General features: G+C 64.9%; 13 protein-coding genes. 10 read left to right on the top strand and 3 right to left on the bottom strand.

The window, feature by feature from the left end; all coding sequences use genetic code 11:
• Positions 1–163 precede the first annotated feature (163 nt).
• Positions 164–1,111, top strand: coding sequence for a LysR family transcriptional regulator (locus IOC61_RS17000; protein ID WP_195689913.1), 948 nt, complete (start codon positions 164–166; stop codon positions 1,109–1,111).
• A 161-nt stretch (positions 1,112–1,272) separates the two neighbouring features.
• On the opposite strand, the gene IOC61_RS16995 is transcribed toward IOC61_RS17000, so the two are convergent.
• Both IOC61_RS16995 and IOC61_RS16990 read right to left on the bottom strand, forming a co-directional pair.
• Entirely contained in the window at positions 1,273–2,751 is a 1,479-nt protein-coding gene (locus IOC61_RS16995) for a protein adenylyltransferase SelO (RefSeq protein ID WP_195689912.1), read from the bottom strand.
• Between the two features lie 277 nt (positions 2,752–3,028).
• The gene (locus IOC61_RS16990) at positions 3,029–3,925 is read right to left on the bottom strand and encodes a LysR substrate-binding domain-containing protein (protein WP_195689911.1); all 897 of its coding nucleotides are present in this window, start codon (positions 3,923–3,925) and stop codon (positions 3,029–3,031) included.
• A gap of 122 nt (positions 3,926–4,047) precedes the next feature.
• Here IOC61_RS16990 and IOC61_RS16985 point away from each other — a divergent pair, with 122 nt between their 5' ends.
• The 4 genes from IOC61_RS16985 (at position 4,048) to IOC61_RS16975 (ending at position 7,998) form a co-directional block, all read left to right on the top strand.
• Positions 4,048–4,983: a DMT family transporter gene (locus IOC61_RS16985; RefSeq protein ID WP_195689910.1), complete on the top strand. Its 936-nt coding sequence runs from the start codon at positions 4,048–4,050 to the stop codon at positions 4,981–4,983.
• Between the two features lie 484 nt (positions 4,984–5,467).
• A complete protein-coding gene (locus IOC61_RS16980; RefSeq protein ID WP_195689909.1) occupies positions 5,468–7,171 on the top strand; it encodes a sodium:solute symporter family protein in 1,704 nt (567 codons plus the stop codon).
• A gap of 63 nt (positions 7,172–7,234) precedes the next feature.
• Positions 7,235–7,363, top strand: coding sequence for a putative transporter small subunit (locus tag IOC61_RS17735; RefSeq protein ID WP_229333213.1), 129 nt, complete (start codon positions 7,235–7,237; stop codon positions 7,361–7,363).
• A 137-nt stretch (positions 7,364–7,500) separates the two neighbouring features.
• A complete protein-coding gene (locus tag IOC61_RS16975) occupies positions 7,501–7,998 on the top strand; it encodes a methylated-DNA--[protein]-cysteine S-methyltransferase (protein ID WP_420706363.1) in 498 nt (165 codons plus the stop codon).
• A gap of 12 nt (positions 7,999–8,010) precedes the next feature.
• On the opposite strand, the gene IOC61_RS16970 is transcribed toward IOC61_RS16975, so the two are convergent.
• Positions 8,011–8,703 (bottom strand): GntR family transcriptional regulator, encoded by a 693-nt coding sequence (locus tag IOC61_RS16970; protein WP_195689908.1) that lies wholly within the window; start codon positions 8,701–8,703, stop codon positions 8,011–8,013.
• A gap of 144 nt (positions 8,704–8,847) precedes the next feature.
• On the opposite strand from IOC61_RS16970, the gene dctP reads away from it, so the two are divergent.
• From dctP to IOC61_RS16945, 5 genes are all read left to right on the top strand, one after another.
• Positions 8,848–9,849, top strand: a complete 1,002-nt coding sequence (dctP, locus tag IOC61_RS16965) for a TRAP transporter substrate-binding protein DctP (RefSeq protein ID WP_195689907.1) — start codon at positions 8,848–8,850, stop codon at positions 9,847–9,849.
• Positions 9,850–9,916: 67 nt separating this feature from the next.
• A complete protein-coding gene (locus tag IOC61_RS16960; protein WP_195689906.1) occupies positions 9,917–10,438 on the top strand; it encodes a TRAP transporter small permease subunit in 522 nt (173 codons plus the stop codon).
• A gap of 1 nt (position 10,439) precedes the next feature.
• Positions 10,440–11,774: a TRAP transporter large permease gene (locus IOC61_RS16955; RefSeq protein ID WP_195689905.1), complete on the top strand. Its 1,335-nt coding sequence runs from the start codon at positions 10,440–10,442 to the stop codon at positions 11,772–11,774.
• 13 nt (positions 11,775–11,787) lie between these two features.
• Positions 11,788–13,143 (top strand): malonyl-CoA decarboxylase, encoded by a 1,356-nt coding sequence (locus IOC61_RS16950; RefSeq protein WP_195689904.1) that lies wholly within the window; start codon positions 11,788–11,790, stop codon positions 13,141–13,143.
• Entirely contained in the window at positions 13,140–14,657 is a 1,518-nt protein-coding gene (locus IOC61_RS16945; RefSeq protein ID WP_195689903.1) for a malonate--CoA ligase, read from the top strand. Before IOC61_RS16950 ends, IOC61_RS16945 begins: the two co-directional genes overlap by 4 nt.
• Positions 14,658–14,664: the final 7 nt, after the last annotated feature.

Raw genomic sequence — 14,664 nt, 5'->3', positions numbered from 1 at the left:
TATCGGCGGCCGTTGCCATCATCCGTCATTAGACTTTGTGTGTAGAAATACACGCAAGAGAGTGAAGATGAGTCTATCCAGAGGTCGCATGGCATGACAACGGGTACTCGGGCACATTGCTTGTGCATTAATGCACAAGCAAACCACCCGGTGGAGAGCCATCATGCTCGACTGGCACGACATCCAGATCTTCCTCGAGGTCGCCCGCAGTCAGCGGCTTACCGATGCCGCCCGACGCCTGGGGCTGGACCACTCCACCCTGTCGCGGCGCACCCGGCGCTTCGAGCAGAGGCTCAACACCCAGCTCTTCGAGCGCAGCACCCATGGCTATCACCTCACCGAGGCCGGCCAGCAGCTGCTCGCCCACGCTGAGGAGATGGCCCGTCACGCCTTCGAGGCCGGCGAGAGCCTGACCGACAAGAACCACCAGATCAGTGGCCAGATCCGCCTCGGCGTGACCGAAGGCTTCAGCACCTGGGTGATCGCCCCCCTGCTCTCGGCCTTCTGCGAGCGCCATCCAGGGGTCACCCTGGACCTGCTCGCCCTGCCCCGGGTGGTCAACCTGAGCCGCCACGAGGCGGACCTGGCGATCACCGTGGAGCGCCCGGTCAGCCCAGGCCTGGTGATCTCGCGGCTGTGTGACTATCGCCTGCGGCTCTATGGCAGCGAGGGCTATCTGGCTCGCCACGGCACGCCGCAGCACCTCTCCGAGCTGGGCGAACATCGTCTGGTGGGCTATGTCGACGATCTGATCTTCAGCGAGCAGCTCAGCTATCTGGAGCCGCTGCTCGAGCCGTCGACCATCGGCAAGCCGCCCCACTTCACCATGCGCAGCACCAGCGTGACCACGCAGCACGCCGCGTGCGTCCACGGTGCGGGGCTCGCCATCCTGCCCTGTTTCATGGCCAGCACCTCGCCGATCCTGCACAACGTGCTGGAGCAGGAGATCGCGGTGGACCGTCAGTTCTGGATCACCGCCCGGCAGGAGCAGCGCCGGCTGGCCAGGGTGCGCCTGCTGTGGGACTACCTGCGCGAGGCGCTGGAGGCCAACCGCGCCTTTCTGATGGGGGCGACGAAGGAGATGGTGATCCCGGCGACCGGCGCCGGCTGATGCCTGAAACGGAAGCAGAAACGAAATGGCCTGGCCCCCAAGAGATACAGGGCCCAGACCATGACCGACGATTGAAACTTGAGACCGCCGGGCCGGCCATTCAATCATTGAGGGTCAGTTGGCGATCCGTGCGCCCAGCTTCGGCTTGTGGCAGTGGCCTGTCAGGTCCCGCAGAAGGTGCGAAAGACCCGCTCGGTGGACGGGGCAGGCTGCGTATACTCCTCCCGGCCAGGCTGCTCGGTAAAGGGCTCTGCCAGCACTTCACCGAGGGCCTCGAAGGGACCGAAGTCGTCGTGTTCGACGGCGGCGGCAATCACTCTTTCCACCTGGTGGTTGCGCGGGATATAGAGCGGGTTGACGCCGTTCATGCGGGCGGCGATCGCGCCGGCATCGGCCGTCTCCCGAGCCAGGCGCTCGCGCCAGCGCGGCAGCCAGGCGGCCAGGCCGTCGCCGGTCTCGAACAGTTCGAACAGCGCGGGGGCGTCCTGCTCCAGCGCCTCGCTCAGGCGGCGAAAGGTCAGGGTGAAGTCGGCGCGTCCGGCCTGCATCGCCTCGAGCAGGGCCTCGACTAGCTCACGGTCGCCCTCCTCCTCCCGCTCCAGCCCCAGCTTGGCACGCATCACCGCCAGCCACTCGGCCTCGTACCACGGCTCATAGCGCTTGATCACCTCGGTGGCCTTCGCGACCGCCGTCTCCTGGTCATCGTCGATCAGCGAAATCAGGGTCTCGGCGAAACGCGCCAGATTCCACTGGGCGATCCACGGCTGATTGCGGTAGGCGTAGCGCCCCTGCTCATCGATGGAGCTGAACACCATGGTCGGCGAGTAGGCTTCCATGAAGGCGCAGGGGCCATAGTCGATGGTCTCGCCCGAGATGGTGCAGTTGTCGGTATTCATCACCCCGTGGACAAAGCCTAACCCCATCCACTTCGCCACCAGTGACGCCTGACGGTCGGCCACCGCTTCGAGCAGGCCCAGGTAGCGCTCGCCCTCGCCCTGCTCGGCGGTCAGCAGGCCTGGATAGTGCCGCTCGATGGCCATATCAGCCAGCATGCGCACCGCCTCACCATCATCACGCGCGGCGAAGTACTGGAAGGTGCCCACCCGCAGATGGCTCGCCGCCACCCGGGTCAGCACGGCCCCCGGCTCCGGCACGCGGCGAAACAGCCGCTCGCCGCTGGTCACCGCGGCAAGCGCTCGGGTGGTGGGCACGCCGAGCCGGTGCATCGCCTCGCTGATCAGATACTCGCGCAGCACCGGGCCCAGCGGTGCACGCCCGTCGGCCCCCCGGGAGAAGGGGGTCATGCCGGCGCCCTTGAGCTGAATATCGCGCAGGTGGCCCTCTCGATCGGTCACCTCGCCGAGCAGCACCGCTCGACCGTCGCCGAGACGCGGATTGAAGTGCCCGAACTGGTGGCCCGCATAGGCCTGGGCGAGGGGCTCGGCGCCCTGTGGTACACGATTGCCGGAGAACCACCGGGCGGCGCCTTGCGCTTCGAAGGCGTCGAGATCGAAGCCCAGCGCCTCCGCAAGCGGCCGATTGAAGACGACCAGTCGAGGCTCGGGCACCGGCACGGGGTCGAAGCGCAGATAGAAACGTTCGGGCAGGCGCGCGAAACGCAGTGTGAACTCGGGAAACATGGCGGCTCCAGTCGCGGGCCAGCGTGGCCGGGGGAAAGAGAGGAGTAAATACCCGAGTATAACGCTCGGACATCTCCCTATCGACCCAACTCCTGTCGACCCCTGGACCATTGCAGATGGCAGCATCGCTCAAGACTGTTCCGGCGACAGGTCTACAAGGGGGCGCTACAAGTACTTCCTTGTAGGCTACCTCGGCCATCCCTGGTCCTCGGACCCCCTCTTCGACCTGTCCCCGGCGCCTTTCACTATCACCCTGTCGGAAACCTCGATAACCCTGCTATCGACCTAACTCGTCCCGGCTGACCCAGCTCATTCTGGCCGGCGCCAGCTCTTCACGGATCAGCTCGGCCAGGCGCCGGGCGGGCTCGGTCGGGCGGCGGGCGGCACGGTGCAGGGCCAGCTCCACGGCCGGCAGCGGCGGCATTCCACTGGATTCGTCCAGGGCACGCAGCTGGGGCCCGAGCATGCTGCGGGTGACCACCACGATGGCCAGCCCCGCCTGCACCACCGGTGCCAGCCCGGCCATGGATTGACTGGTATAGGCCACCCGCCAGTCACGACCCGCGGCGGCCAGGGCGTCCTCCGCCGACTCACGAAAGAGGTCCGCGCCGGGCGAATAGAGTGCCAGCGGCAGGGGGTCGGAGAGCGGCGGCTGACGCTCCAGCCCCACCGCCCAGGTCAGCGGTTCGCGGCGGATCATCTCGCCGCCCGGCGAACGGCGTTGACGAGTGACCAGCGCCAGGTCGAGTTCATCGGCACGCACGCGCTCCACCAGCTCGGCACTGACGCCGCAGGTGACCTGCAGACCGACATCCGGATAGAGCTGATGAAACCAGGAGAACACCGCCGTCAGCAGCGGTGCATAGTCCTCGGGAATCCCCAGGTTGAGCTCTCCGGTGACACGCCGTGTACGCATGTCGGCCAGCACCTCGTCGTTGAGCGCCAGCAGCCGTCGGGCATGCTCCAGCAGCCGTTCCCCTTCGGCGGTGAAGCGGATGCGCCGCCCCTGCCGCTCGTGGAGCGACACCTCGAGCACCGCCTCCAGGCGCGAGAGCTGCATGCTCACGGTCGACTGGGTAAAGGCCAGGCGCCGCGCGGCGGCGGTGACGCTTCCGGTATCGGCCACCGCCACCAGGGTGCGCAGCAGGGCGAGATCGAGGGTCGGGGCACGCATGATTCATCAATCCTCTTGATGAGAATGATCAATTAAGATCGATATTGTGATGAGTATGGCACGGCTAGCATGGGGTCAACATCCAGTCTGACTCCATCCACGCTTCACGGGAGGCCTCGACCATGCAACTTCAGCGTCCACACCTCACACACTCTCCCTGGCTCGGCGGCGGCGCCGCGGCGCTGGCGGTATTGCTGTGGGCGCTGGTACCGCTGCTGGCCAATCAGGCGGGCGACCTGCCGCCGTTGCGCCTCTCGGCGCTGGCACTGCTGGCCGGTGCGCTGGGCACCCTGCCCATGGCACGCCGTCGCCGTCACCGGGATGCCCCGCTGCGTCCGCTGGAAGGGGTGGTCGTCTACCTGGGCGTGCCACTGTTGACCGCCGGTGCGGTAGGCGCCTGCTTCGCCGCATTCAACCGGGCGCCGGCCGAGCAGGTCGCGCTGATTCTCTACACCTGGCCGGTGCTGTTTCTGCTGGCCAGCCAGTGGCGAGCCCTGGGCCGCCTGCCGGGGAACTGCCTGCTCGGTACCAGTCTGGCCTTCTCTGGCGCCGCGCTGCTGGTGGGGCCCCAGGCGCTGAGCGGCGGCGCCTCCGGCTCCTGGGTGGGCTATCTGTTGGCTGCGCTGGGCGCGCTGTGCTGGGCGCTCTACTCCCTGGCGGGACAGGTCGCGGCCTGGCGCCTGGGAGACCGCATGCCACACCTGCTGCTGATCGCCAGCCTGCTGACCGGCGGCGCCAGCCTGGCCCTGGAGGGCACCATCGCTTTGCCTGCCAGGGACACCCTGGTGATCGTCGTCGCCCTGGGGCTGGGCCCCTACGGACTGGCCATGCTGGCCTGGGACCGCGCCATGCGCGATCCCCTGGCCCACCGCGTCGGCAACCTGGCCCATGGCGTGCCGGTGGTGGCCACCCTCTTCCTGGTACTGGCGGGCGTCAGCGTACCGGACTGGCGACTGCCGCTGGCGGCCGTGCTGGTGGTCGCGGGCAGCGTGGTCGCCGCCGCGGAGCCGAAGCGCGCCGCCCCCTCCTTCTCGAGGCGAGCTTTTCGGCGTAGCTGAGCACAATTGCCTTCTGATTCGAGACCGATTGGACATATCCCCCCTGTGTGGGTAGGGTAAGTGGGCCCTGGATCAGGCCACTGTGCCTCCAGCGGCTCTCTGACGGGCGATGGCCCCTGCGCCCCGCCCCCCTGGTCTTGCCTCATCGCAGACTGGATCGCCGTTACCTCGGCCGATCGTCGATGACGTTATCGAAAGAGAAGGAATCCATGTCGCTACACTTTGCCAACAAGGGCAGACGCATGCCGTCACGCCCTCCACCTGCTCCCCCCGCGCTGGGGTAATACCGTATTGTCGCGGCACTCGCCTGCCGCCATAGAGCCGACCACCCGCTACAGCGCCGCTGCCGCCGCCCAGGACCTCCTGTGCGCGCTAGCCCCTGTCTATCGTTCGGATTTTGCCCGGCTCGGCCCATTGCGTCCTGCTTACAGCACCGACAAGAAGTGCCCAGGACGTGTTCTATCCACCTACCGAGGGACTGCCCTTGAACAGCGAATCTCTATACCAATTCTCCACCCTGACCGTGATCCTGCTGCTGCTGGCCTTCTACGGCGGCACCTACCTGCTCACGCTCGGCATCCGCAAGAAGAAGGAGTGTGCCGACGAGTTCATGGTCTCCAACCACCGCATCGGGTTCGGCATCGGCGCCGCCAGCATGACCGCCACCTGGATCTGGGCCGCCTCCTTCTACGCCGCCGCCACCTCGGGCTACACCTATGGCGTCTCGGGCCCCATCCACTATGGCCTGTGGGGCGCCCTGATGATCCTGTTCATCTACCCGTTCGGCCGGCGCTTCAGGAAGCTCGCCCCCAACGCCGCCACCCTTGGCGAGCTGATCCACGCCCGTCACGGCAGCTCCAGCCAGCTGATCCTGGCGTTTTCCAACGTGCTGGGCAGCATCATCAGCCTGATGGTCAACTTCACCGCCGCCGGTGCGCTGGTTTCGGTGCTTTCGCCGCTCTCCTTCCAGGCCGGCGTCATCATCTCCGGTGTCGGCGTGCTGATGTATACCCTGTGGTCGGGCTTTCGTGCCTCGGTACTCACCGACTTCGCCCAGCTGGTGGCGCTCATGGCCATTGCCATCGTGATCATTCCCGCGGTGTTCTTCGCCATGGGCGGCCCCTCCGAGCTGGTCGCCGGTCTCGACAACCTGACCGTGGAGCAGACCAACTTCTTCTCCAGCGATGCCATCCTCAACCAGGGCGCTCCCTTCTTCGTCGCCGTGCTGGCCTATGCCATCGGTAACCAGACCATCTCTCAGCGCCTGTTCGCGGTGAACGAGAATCACATCAAGCCGACCTTCCTGACCGCCACCGTGGGCTACGGCGCCATCGTCATCGGCCTGGGCATGATCGGCCTGATGGCGCTGACGCTGGGCATGGAGCCGCTGAACGGCAACATGAACAACCTGATTCCGCAGATGGTTTCCGGCTACCTGCCGCCGATCTTCATCGCACTGTTCTTTATCCTGGTGATCGGCTCGCTCTCCTCCACCGCCGATTCCGACCTCTCGGCACTGTCGGCGATCATGATGGCCGACGTCTACGGCAAGAATATCGCCCGCGACAATGTCGACCCCAAACGCATGCTGCTGGTGGGCCGCCTGACCATGATCACCGCCACGGTCGTCGGCATCGTCTTCGCCAGCTTCTCGCTGGATATCCTGGTGATGCTGGTCTTCGTGGGTGCCCTGTGGGGAGCCATCGTCTTCCCGGTGATCGCCAGCTGCTTCTGGAACCGCATTACCAACCAGGCCTTTACCGTATCGGTACTGGTCGCCATGGTGCTGTTCTGTGTGGCGCGCTTCGAGCTGGTCGACCTGGCCGGTCCCGGCGGCCTGTTCTTCGAACTGCTGGCCAGCATCGGCGGCGGCGTGATCATCGGCCTGATGGCATTCGGCTTCTTCGGCCGCACCGTCGGCTTTATCGCCGGGTTTCTGGCAATGATCGCCATGCTGATCTTCGCCACCGGCTTCCTGCGCGACTACACCGTGCTGCTGGCCTCGCTGACCGCCTACGGCACCAGCACCCTGGTCTGCGTGGTGATGAGCCTGAACAGCCGCGAGCGCTTCGACTTCGACACCATCGCCGAACGCGTGGGCAACTACAGCGACTCGGCGCAGGACGCCAAGCCGACCACGCGGCCGGAAGAGGCTCCGGTGACCGCAGGCCTCGCCACCCAGCGCTGATATTCGCCCATCAACCATATGGGTAGCGCCGGCCACCCCGGCGCCACCCGGAGGAGATCGACCATGACCACGCTGTTTACCTTTTACGTACTGATCTGGCCCGCCCTGACCCTGGGCGTGCTGACACTGATCTGCCGCGCCGTGATCCGCGATCGTCGCAAGGCGCAGGAAGAGAATCGCGAACTGGTGTGACGCCCAGGTGTGATACTCAGGCGTCACCCGCAACGGCCCCGCGCGCACGAGCTGCCCGCGGGGCCGTTTCACTCTGTGGCACCACCCATCAAAGCGGGTAGACTCCGGGAAGGCCTTCGCACTGCCAGGAGCACGCCATGAGCATGAGCCGCGACACCATCGACTACTACCGGCCACCGGCGGCCGACGCCCTCGGCCTGATTCGCCTTCGCGCCAATGCGACCGGCATCACCGAGATCGACTTCGTCGATACCGAGACCGACCCACCCCACCCCGGCCCGCTGACCGACCAGGCCCGCGAGCAGCTGGCCGAGTACTTTGCCGGCACCCGCCGCGACTTCGACCTGCCGCTGGCCCCCCGGGGCACCGACTTCCAGCGCCGGGTGTGGTCCGCACTCGAGAGGATCCCCTATGGCGAGACCCGCAACTACGGCGAACTCGCCGAGCAGCTGGGCAGCAAGGGCGGCCAGCGCGCGGTAGGCGCCGCCAACGGCAGAAATCCCATCTCCATCGTGGTGCCCTGCCACCGGGTGATCGGCAGTGACGGTCGCATGACCGGCTACGCCGGTGGCATCGGCCGCAAGCGCTGGCTGCTCGCCTTCGAGGCGGGCGAGGTGCCGATGCTGCTGGAATAACCCTGTGGGAGACTAGCGAGAGGCCTCACCACCGTCCATTGCCTCCCGACCGAGGCCGAAGCGTCGCACGCTGGAAACGAAGTCGCTGAACCGCTCCCCCTGGATCAACACATGCTCGCGCAGGGCTTGTTCGGCACCTGCGGCATCACCGGACTCGATCGCCGCGACAATGTCGCGATGCTCCTCCAACGATGACATGAGCCGCTGGCGTACCTGCAGCTGCAGCCGTCGGTAGGGCTTCAGGCGTTGTTTCAGCTGCCTCGCCTCACCGGCCAGAAAGCCGTTGTGGCTGGCAAGGTATATGCAGTCATGAAAGGCCTCGTTCTCATAGTAGTAGTCGTCCGAGTCCCCAGCCCTGGCGGCGACCTCGCAACGTTCATGGGCCTGGCGCAGCACTTCCAGCTCAGCCTGATCGATGCGACGAGCAGCCAGGCGGCCACACATACCCTCCAGCTCGGCCATTACCTCAAACATCTCGATAAGCTCATCGATGCCAATTCTGGCCACGAAGGTGCCTTTCTTGGGCGAGACCGTTACCAGACCACTGGCCACCAGCTGCTGCACTGCCTCCCGCACCGGTGTACGCGACACACCGAACTCATGACACAACGCATCGGCATCCAGACGCTCCCCCGGGGCTCGTCGACCATTGATGATGTCATCCTCGAGAGCGTCCCTGAGGCGCTGTGCATTGGAGCGTTTCATGGCACGATTTCCTCCATTCCCGTAGAAGACCCACCTTGGTCTAACACCGCAAAATTGACACTGGCATACCAATAGGTCTATTGAAGTATACATCAGCCTTGCTGATAAACACTTCATACAAGAACAACCTTAGCTGGAGATGCCATGAAACGCTCAATCAGCCCACTATTGGCGGGCCTGGCCCTCGCCACCCTGGCCGTCAGCACCACCGCCTCCGCCCAGACTGTCCTGCGGGCCTCCCACCAGTTCCCCGGCGGCCAGGGAGATGTGCGTGACGAGATGGTCCAGATGATCGCCGACAAGGTCGCCGAAGCCGACGTCGGCCTGGAAATTGAAGTGTATCCGGGTCAGTCGCTGTTCAAGGCGCGCGAGCAGTGGGCCGCCATTTCGCGTGGCCGCCTGGACATCACTGCCTTGCCCCTCGACTACGCCAGTGGCCGTCATCCCGAGTTCTCCGCGACCTTGATGCCCGGCCTGGTACGTAATCACGAGCACGCCCAGCGTCTGAATGACTCCGAGTTCATGGATATGATCAAGGAGGTCATCAACGAAGGTGGAGCCCGCGTGCTGGCCGACGCCTGGCTGGCCGGAGGCTTCGCTTCAAGCCAGAACTGCATCACGTCCCCCGAGACAGTCGACGGCCAGACCTTCCGCGCAGCCGGCCCCGCCTTCGAGCAGATGCTGGAAGGCGCCGGAGCCTCGATCGCCTCCATGCCCTCTTCTGAGATCTATACCGCACTGCAGACCGGAGTCCTGGACGCTGCCAACACCTCCTCGATGTCCTTCGTCTCCTACCGTATCTACGAGCAGGTAGATTGCCTCACCGAGCCCGGCGAGCATGCACTGTGGTTCATGTACGAGCCGGTCCTGATCTCAAACCAGAGCTGGGAGAAGCTCAACGACGAGCAGCAACAGGCATTGACCACTGCTGCCGAGGAAGCCGAGGCCTTCTTCGCCGCCGAGGCTGCTGGCCTGGACCAGAAGATGGTCGAAGCCTACGAGGAGAATGGCGTAGAGGTGGTCAGCATGAGCGAGGAGGACTACAACGCCTGGCTGAAGATTGCCAAGGAGACCTCCTACAAGAACTTCGCCGACAACGTCCCCAACGGCCAGGCTCTGATCGACGCCGCTCTGGCCGTCGAGTAAGGCGGTTCGTTTTTCAGCCATCGGCGCCGGCCCAGGTGGCCGGCGCCCCTGACTCATGAGGGACGACATGACCATGGCCATTTCCTCGCCACACTCCCGACGCCTGCCGCTTGTTCACGTCTATATCCGCCTGATGGATACCATTTCCCGCGCCTCGGCCTATCTCGCCGCCGCGATGTTCATTGCCGGTGTGCTGGCCATCTGCCACATGGTCTTCGTGCGCTACGTGCTGGGCCAGAGCACCAGCTGGCAGACCGAGTTCACCATCTTCTCGGTCACCGGCGCCATGCTGATGGGTAGCGCCTATGTGCTGATGACCGGTGGCCACGTGGCCATCACCCTGCTGCCCGACGCCCTGGGCGGAATCGCCAAGAAGGTCATGTGGTGGATCGCCTCGCTCTTCGGCCTGGCCTTCTGTGCCGCCCTGGCCTACGGCAGCTGGGTCTACGTCGTCGAGGCCTTCCACGGCCAGTGGACCACCGGCACCGTGTGGAACCCTCCACTGTGGCCGGCTCTGCTGCCAGTCTCTGTTGGCGCCACCCTGCTGACGCTGCAGTACGTCGCCGAAATGCTGCGAGGGGAGGACTGACATGGACCCTATTACCCTTGGCATCATCGTTGCCGTCGCACTCATGGTACTGATGGCCATTGGCACCCCCATCGCCTTCGCGCTGGGCGGTGTCTCGCTGATGGCGCTGCTCTATGACCGCGGCTTGCCCGAGCTCACCTACTTCGGCGAGACCTTCTTCGAACGTCTCGCCGAGTTCGGCTTCGTGGCCATCCCCATGTTTATCCTGATGGGCGCAGCGGTAGCGTCTTCCCCTACCGGCCGTGACCTTTATCGCTCGCTGGACCTGTGGATGGGCCGACTGCCCGCCGGCCTGGCCGTCTCCAATATCGGCGCCTGCTCGATCTTCGCCGCCCTCTCCGGTTCCTCCCCCGCCACCTGCGCGGCCATCGGCAAGATGGGCATTCCCGAGATGCGCAGCCGCGGCTACCCGGATGGCGTCGCCGCCGGCTGCATCGCCGCCGGCGGCACCCTGGGCATTCTAATCCCGCCTTCGGTGACCATGATCATCTACGGTATCGCCAGCGAGACCTCCATCGGTCGCCTGTTCATCGCCGGGGTGGTGCCGGGCTTCATGCTGGCCGGTCTGTTCATGATCTGGACGGTGATCGCCTGCAAGATGGCCGGCGGCTACAACAATCCCCTGGGACAGGCCGCCGGGCAGATGAAGGAGACCATCAAGGCCAACGTCGACACCAATCTCAAGGCGCTGGTTCGTGTGCTGCCCTTCCTGGCGGTGGTGGTAGGCATCCTCTTCGCACTCTACGGTGGCGTGGCAACCCCCTCCGAGGCGGCCGGCGTCGGTGCCTTCCTGTGCCTGGCCCTGGCGATCATCATCTATCGCATGTGGCAGCTCGGACCGATCAAGCTGATCATGCGCGACTCGCTGCGCGAGAGTGTGATGATCATGCTGGTGATTGCCTGTGCGGAGGTGTTTGCCTATGCGCTCTCGTCACTGTTCATCACCCAGACCGTGGCCGGCGCCATCGCCGACCTGGAGGTCAATCGCTGGGTATTGATGGCGGTGATCAACCTCTTCCTGCTGGTCGCCGGCTTCTTCCTGCCACCGGTAGCGGTGATTGTGATGACAGCCCCCATCCTGCTGCCGATCATTCTCGCCGCCGACTTCGATCCCTACTGGTTTGCGGTTGTGCTGACCATCAACCTGGAGATCGGACTGATCACTCCGCCGGTCGGACTCAACCTGTTTATCATCAAGGGCATCGCGCCGGATATATCGCTGCGCAACATTCTGATGGGCAGCCTGCCCTACGCCCTGTGCATGGTGCTGGCGATCATTCTGCTTTGCTTCTTCCCGGGTATCGCCCTGTGGCTGCCCAACCTGCTGATGGGCTGATGGAGTCGACACCATGAACATGACTTTCCTGCAGGAGCTGTTCAACAACATTACTCAGCGCGACGCCCTGCTGAGGCGAAGGCGAGGGTCTGGCGAGTCGCCGAATCACGGTGACCTGGTGGCGGCTTGCCATGCACTACTCGAGAGCGACGGCGAAGCCTCCAGCATCGCCCTGGCCAGCCGCGCTCTGGAAATGTACGAGTGCCTAACCGCAGATGAGCGTCTGGCCTTCTTCACCCGACTGAGTGAAGAGTTTGCCGCCGAGCCGTCGACCATCGATGCCGCCTACGCGGCATACCGCGAGAGCCGCGACAACGCCACCCTGGAGGCCCTGTTCGAGGCCTGCGAACCACGTCGTCAGGAGCTGTTCCGGCGTCTCAACCTGGCTCGCGACGGCACCTACTCGCTGGTTCGTATACGCGAGGACCTTCTCGACATGCTCCGCAAGCACCCAAACCTCGCGGCCATAGATGCCGATTTTGCACACTTGTTCGGCTCCTGGTTCAACCGTGGTTTCCTGATGCTCAAACGCATGGACTGGAACACTCCGGCCTCAATCCTGGAGAAGATCATCCGCTACGAGGCGGTCCATGAGATCCGTGACTGGGACGACCTGCGTCGACGCCTCGATGCCCGGGACCGACGCTGCTTCGCCTTCTTCCACCCGGCGATCGGCGACGAGCCATTGATCTTCGTGGAGGTAGCGCTGTGCAAGGGCTTACCGGCGCGTATCCAACCAATCCTGGCCGGCGAGGACGGTGGCGTAGAAGAGCCCGAGGAAGCAGACTCGGCCGCCTTCTTCGGCATCAGCAACTGCCAGACTGGCCTGCGTGGCATTTCCTTCGGCAACTTCTTGATCAAGCAGGTGGTGCAGGAACTCAAGCAGGAACTGCCACAGCTCAAGAACTTCGTCACCCTCTCGCCAGTTCCGGGCTTTGCCCAGTGGCTGGCCGAACGTGGCCACGACGAGAACCTACCTACCGAACTCCGCGACGCTATCGGCGACATGCAGAATGCCGGCTGGCACCGGAACGATGAACTCACCAAGACGTTTGGCTCCCGGCTCCGGCCACTAGCCGCACGCTATCTTGCCGAAGAGAAGAACACCCGTGGCCTGCCGCTCAATCCGGTGGCCCGCTTTCACCTGGGAAACGGCGCCGAGCTGCACCGCATCAACTGGCTAGGTGACATTTCGACCAAGGGGATCGAGCAAGGCGCCGGCCTGATGGTCAACTACCTCTACGTGCTCAACGATATCGAGCGAAACCACGAGAACTACACGGCCCATGGAACCGTGGCCTGCTCGAGCGAGGTCAAGGACCTCGTTCGCAAGGCCAGGAAGCAGGCCAAGGGAGAAGCGACAAAATGAGCCACAACCTGTTCGAGACCTTTGCCCGCCGCATGCACGAGCGTGGCGACGCCGACTTCATCACCACCCGCGAGGGGCGCGACTATTCATATGCCGATGCGCTGGCCATGAGTGCACGCCTGGCCGGCGCCCTGATCGAGCTGGGCGTGGCGCCCGGCGACCGGGTAGCGGTGCAGGTCGACAAGAGTCCCGAGGCAATCCTGCTTTACCTGGCCACCCTGCGCATCGGTGCCGTCTATCTGCCACTCAACACCGGCTACACCGGCGACGAGATCCGCTACTTCCTCGGTGACGCCGAGCCGGCGCTGTTCGTCTGTCGCCCCGCCGCCGTGGAGGAGGCGCGCGCACTCGCCGCCGAGACCGGCTGCCCTGCGGTACAGACCCTGGGCACCGCCGCCGACGGCAGCCTGGTGGAAGCGGCCGCCGCGGCGACCCCGCACGAGGCGGTGGAGCCCCGCGACGAAGACGACCTGGCCGCCATCCTCTACACCTCCGGCACCACCGGGCGCTCCAAGGGGGCCATGCTCACCCACCGCAACCTCGGCTCGAATGCCGCCACCCTGGCCGAGGCATGGCACTTCAGCGAAACGGACCGGCTGATCCACGCCCTGCCGATCTTCCACACCCACGGCCTCTTCGTGGCCTGCAACGTCACCCTGATGGCCGGCGCCAGCATGCTCTTCCTGGCCAAGTTCGATGCCGACGTGATCATCGAGGCGATGGCCCACGGCACGGTGCTGATGGGGGTACCCACCTTCTATACCCGCCTGGTGGCAGACCCGCGCCTGACTCCCGAGGTTACCGCCAGGATGCGACTGTTCGTCTCCGGTTCGGCACCGCTGACCGCCGAGACTCACCAGGCCTTCGAGGAGAAGACCGGTCACGCCATCCTCGAGCGCTACGGCATGACCGAGACCAACATGAATATCTCCAACCCCTACGACGGGACGCGCCGTGCCGGCACCGTGGGTCGGCCGCTACCGGGGGTGGAGATCCGCATCATCGATCGCGAGACCGGCCGGGAAGTGGCCGATGGCGAGATCGGCATCCTTCAGTTGCGCGGCCCCAACGTCTTCATCGGCTACTGGCGCATGCCCGAGAAGACGCGTGAGGAGCTGCTGGATGACGGCTTCTTCATTACCGGCGACCTGGCCATGATCGACGGCCATGGCTACGTGCAGATCGTTGGCCGTGACAAGGACCTGGTAATTTCCGGTGGCTTCAATGTCTACCCCAGGGAGGTAGAGGAGGTAATCGATGAGCATGCAGGCGTGGTGGAGTCGGCGGTGATCGGCCTGCCCCACCCCGACCTTGGCGAGGGCGTTACCGCCGTGGTGGTACTACAGCCTGGGGACAGGCTCGACGAGGCTGAAGTGCTCGGTCATCTCGAGGGACGGCTGGCCCGTTACAAGCAACCCAGGCGGGTGTTCTTCATCGATAGCCTGCCCCGCAACACCATGGGCAAGGTGCAGAAGAACCAGCTGCGCCAGCAGTTTGAGGACACCTACCGCTGAGGGGCGC

The organism is Halomonas sp. KAO (assembly GCF_015595025.1).
Taxonomy (GTDB): Bacteria; Pseudomonadota; Gammaproteobacteria; order Pseudomonadales; family Halomonadaceae; genus Halomonas.
The sequence above is the reverse complement of the archived record's forward strand: the minus strand, read 5'-3'. Positions and strand labels throughout refer to the sequence as shown.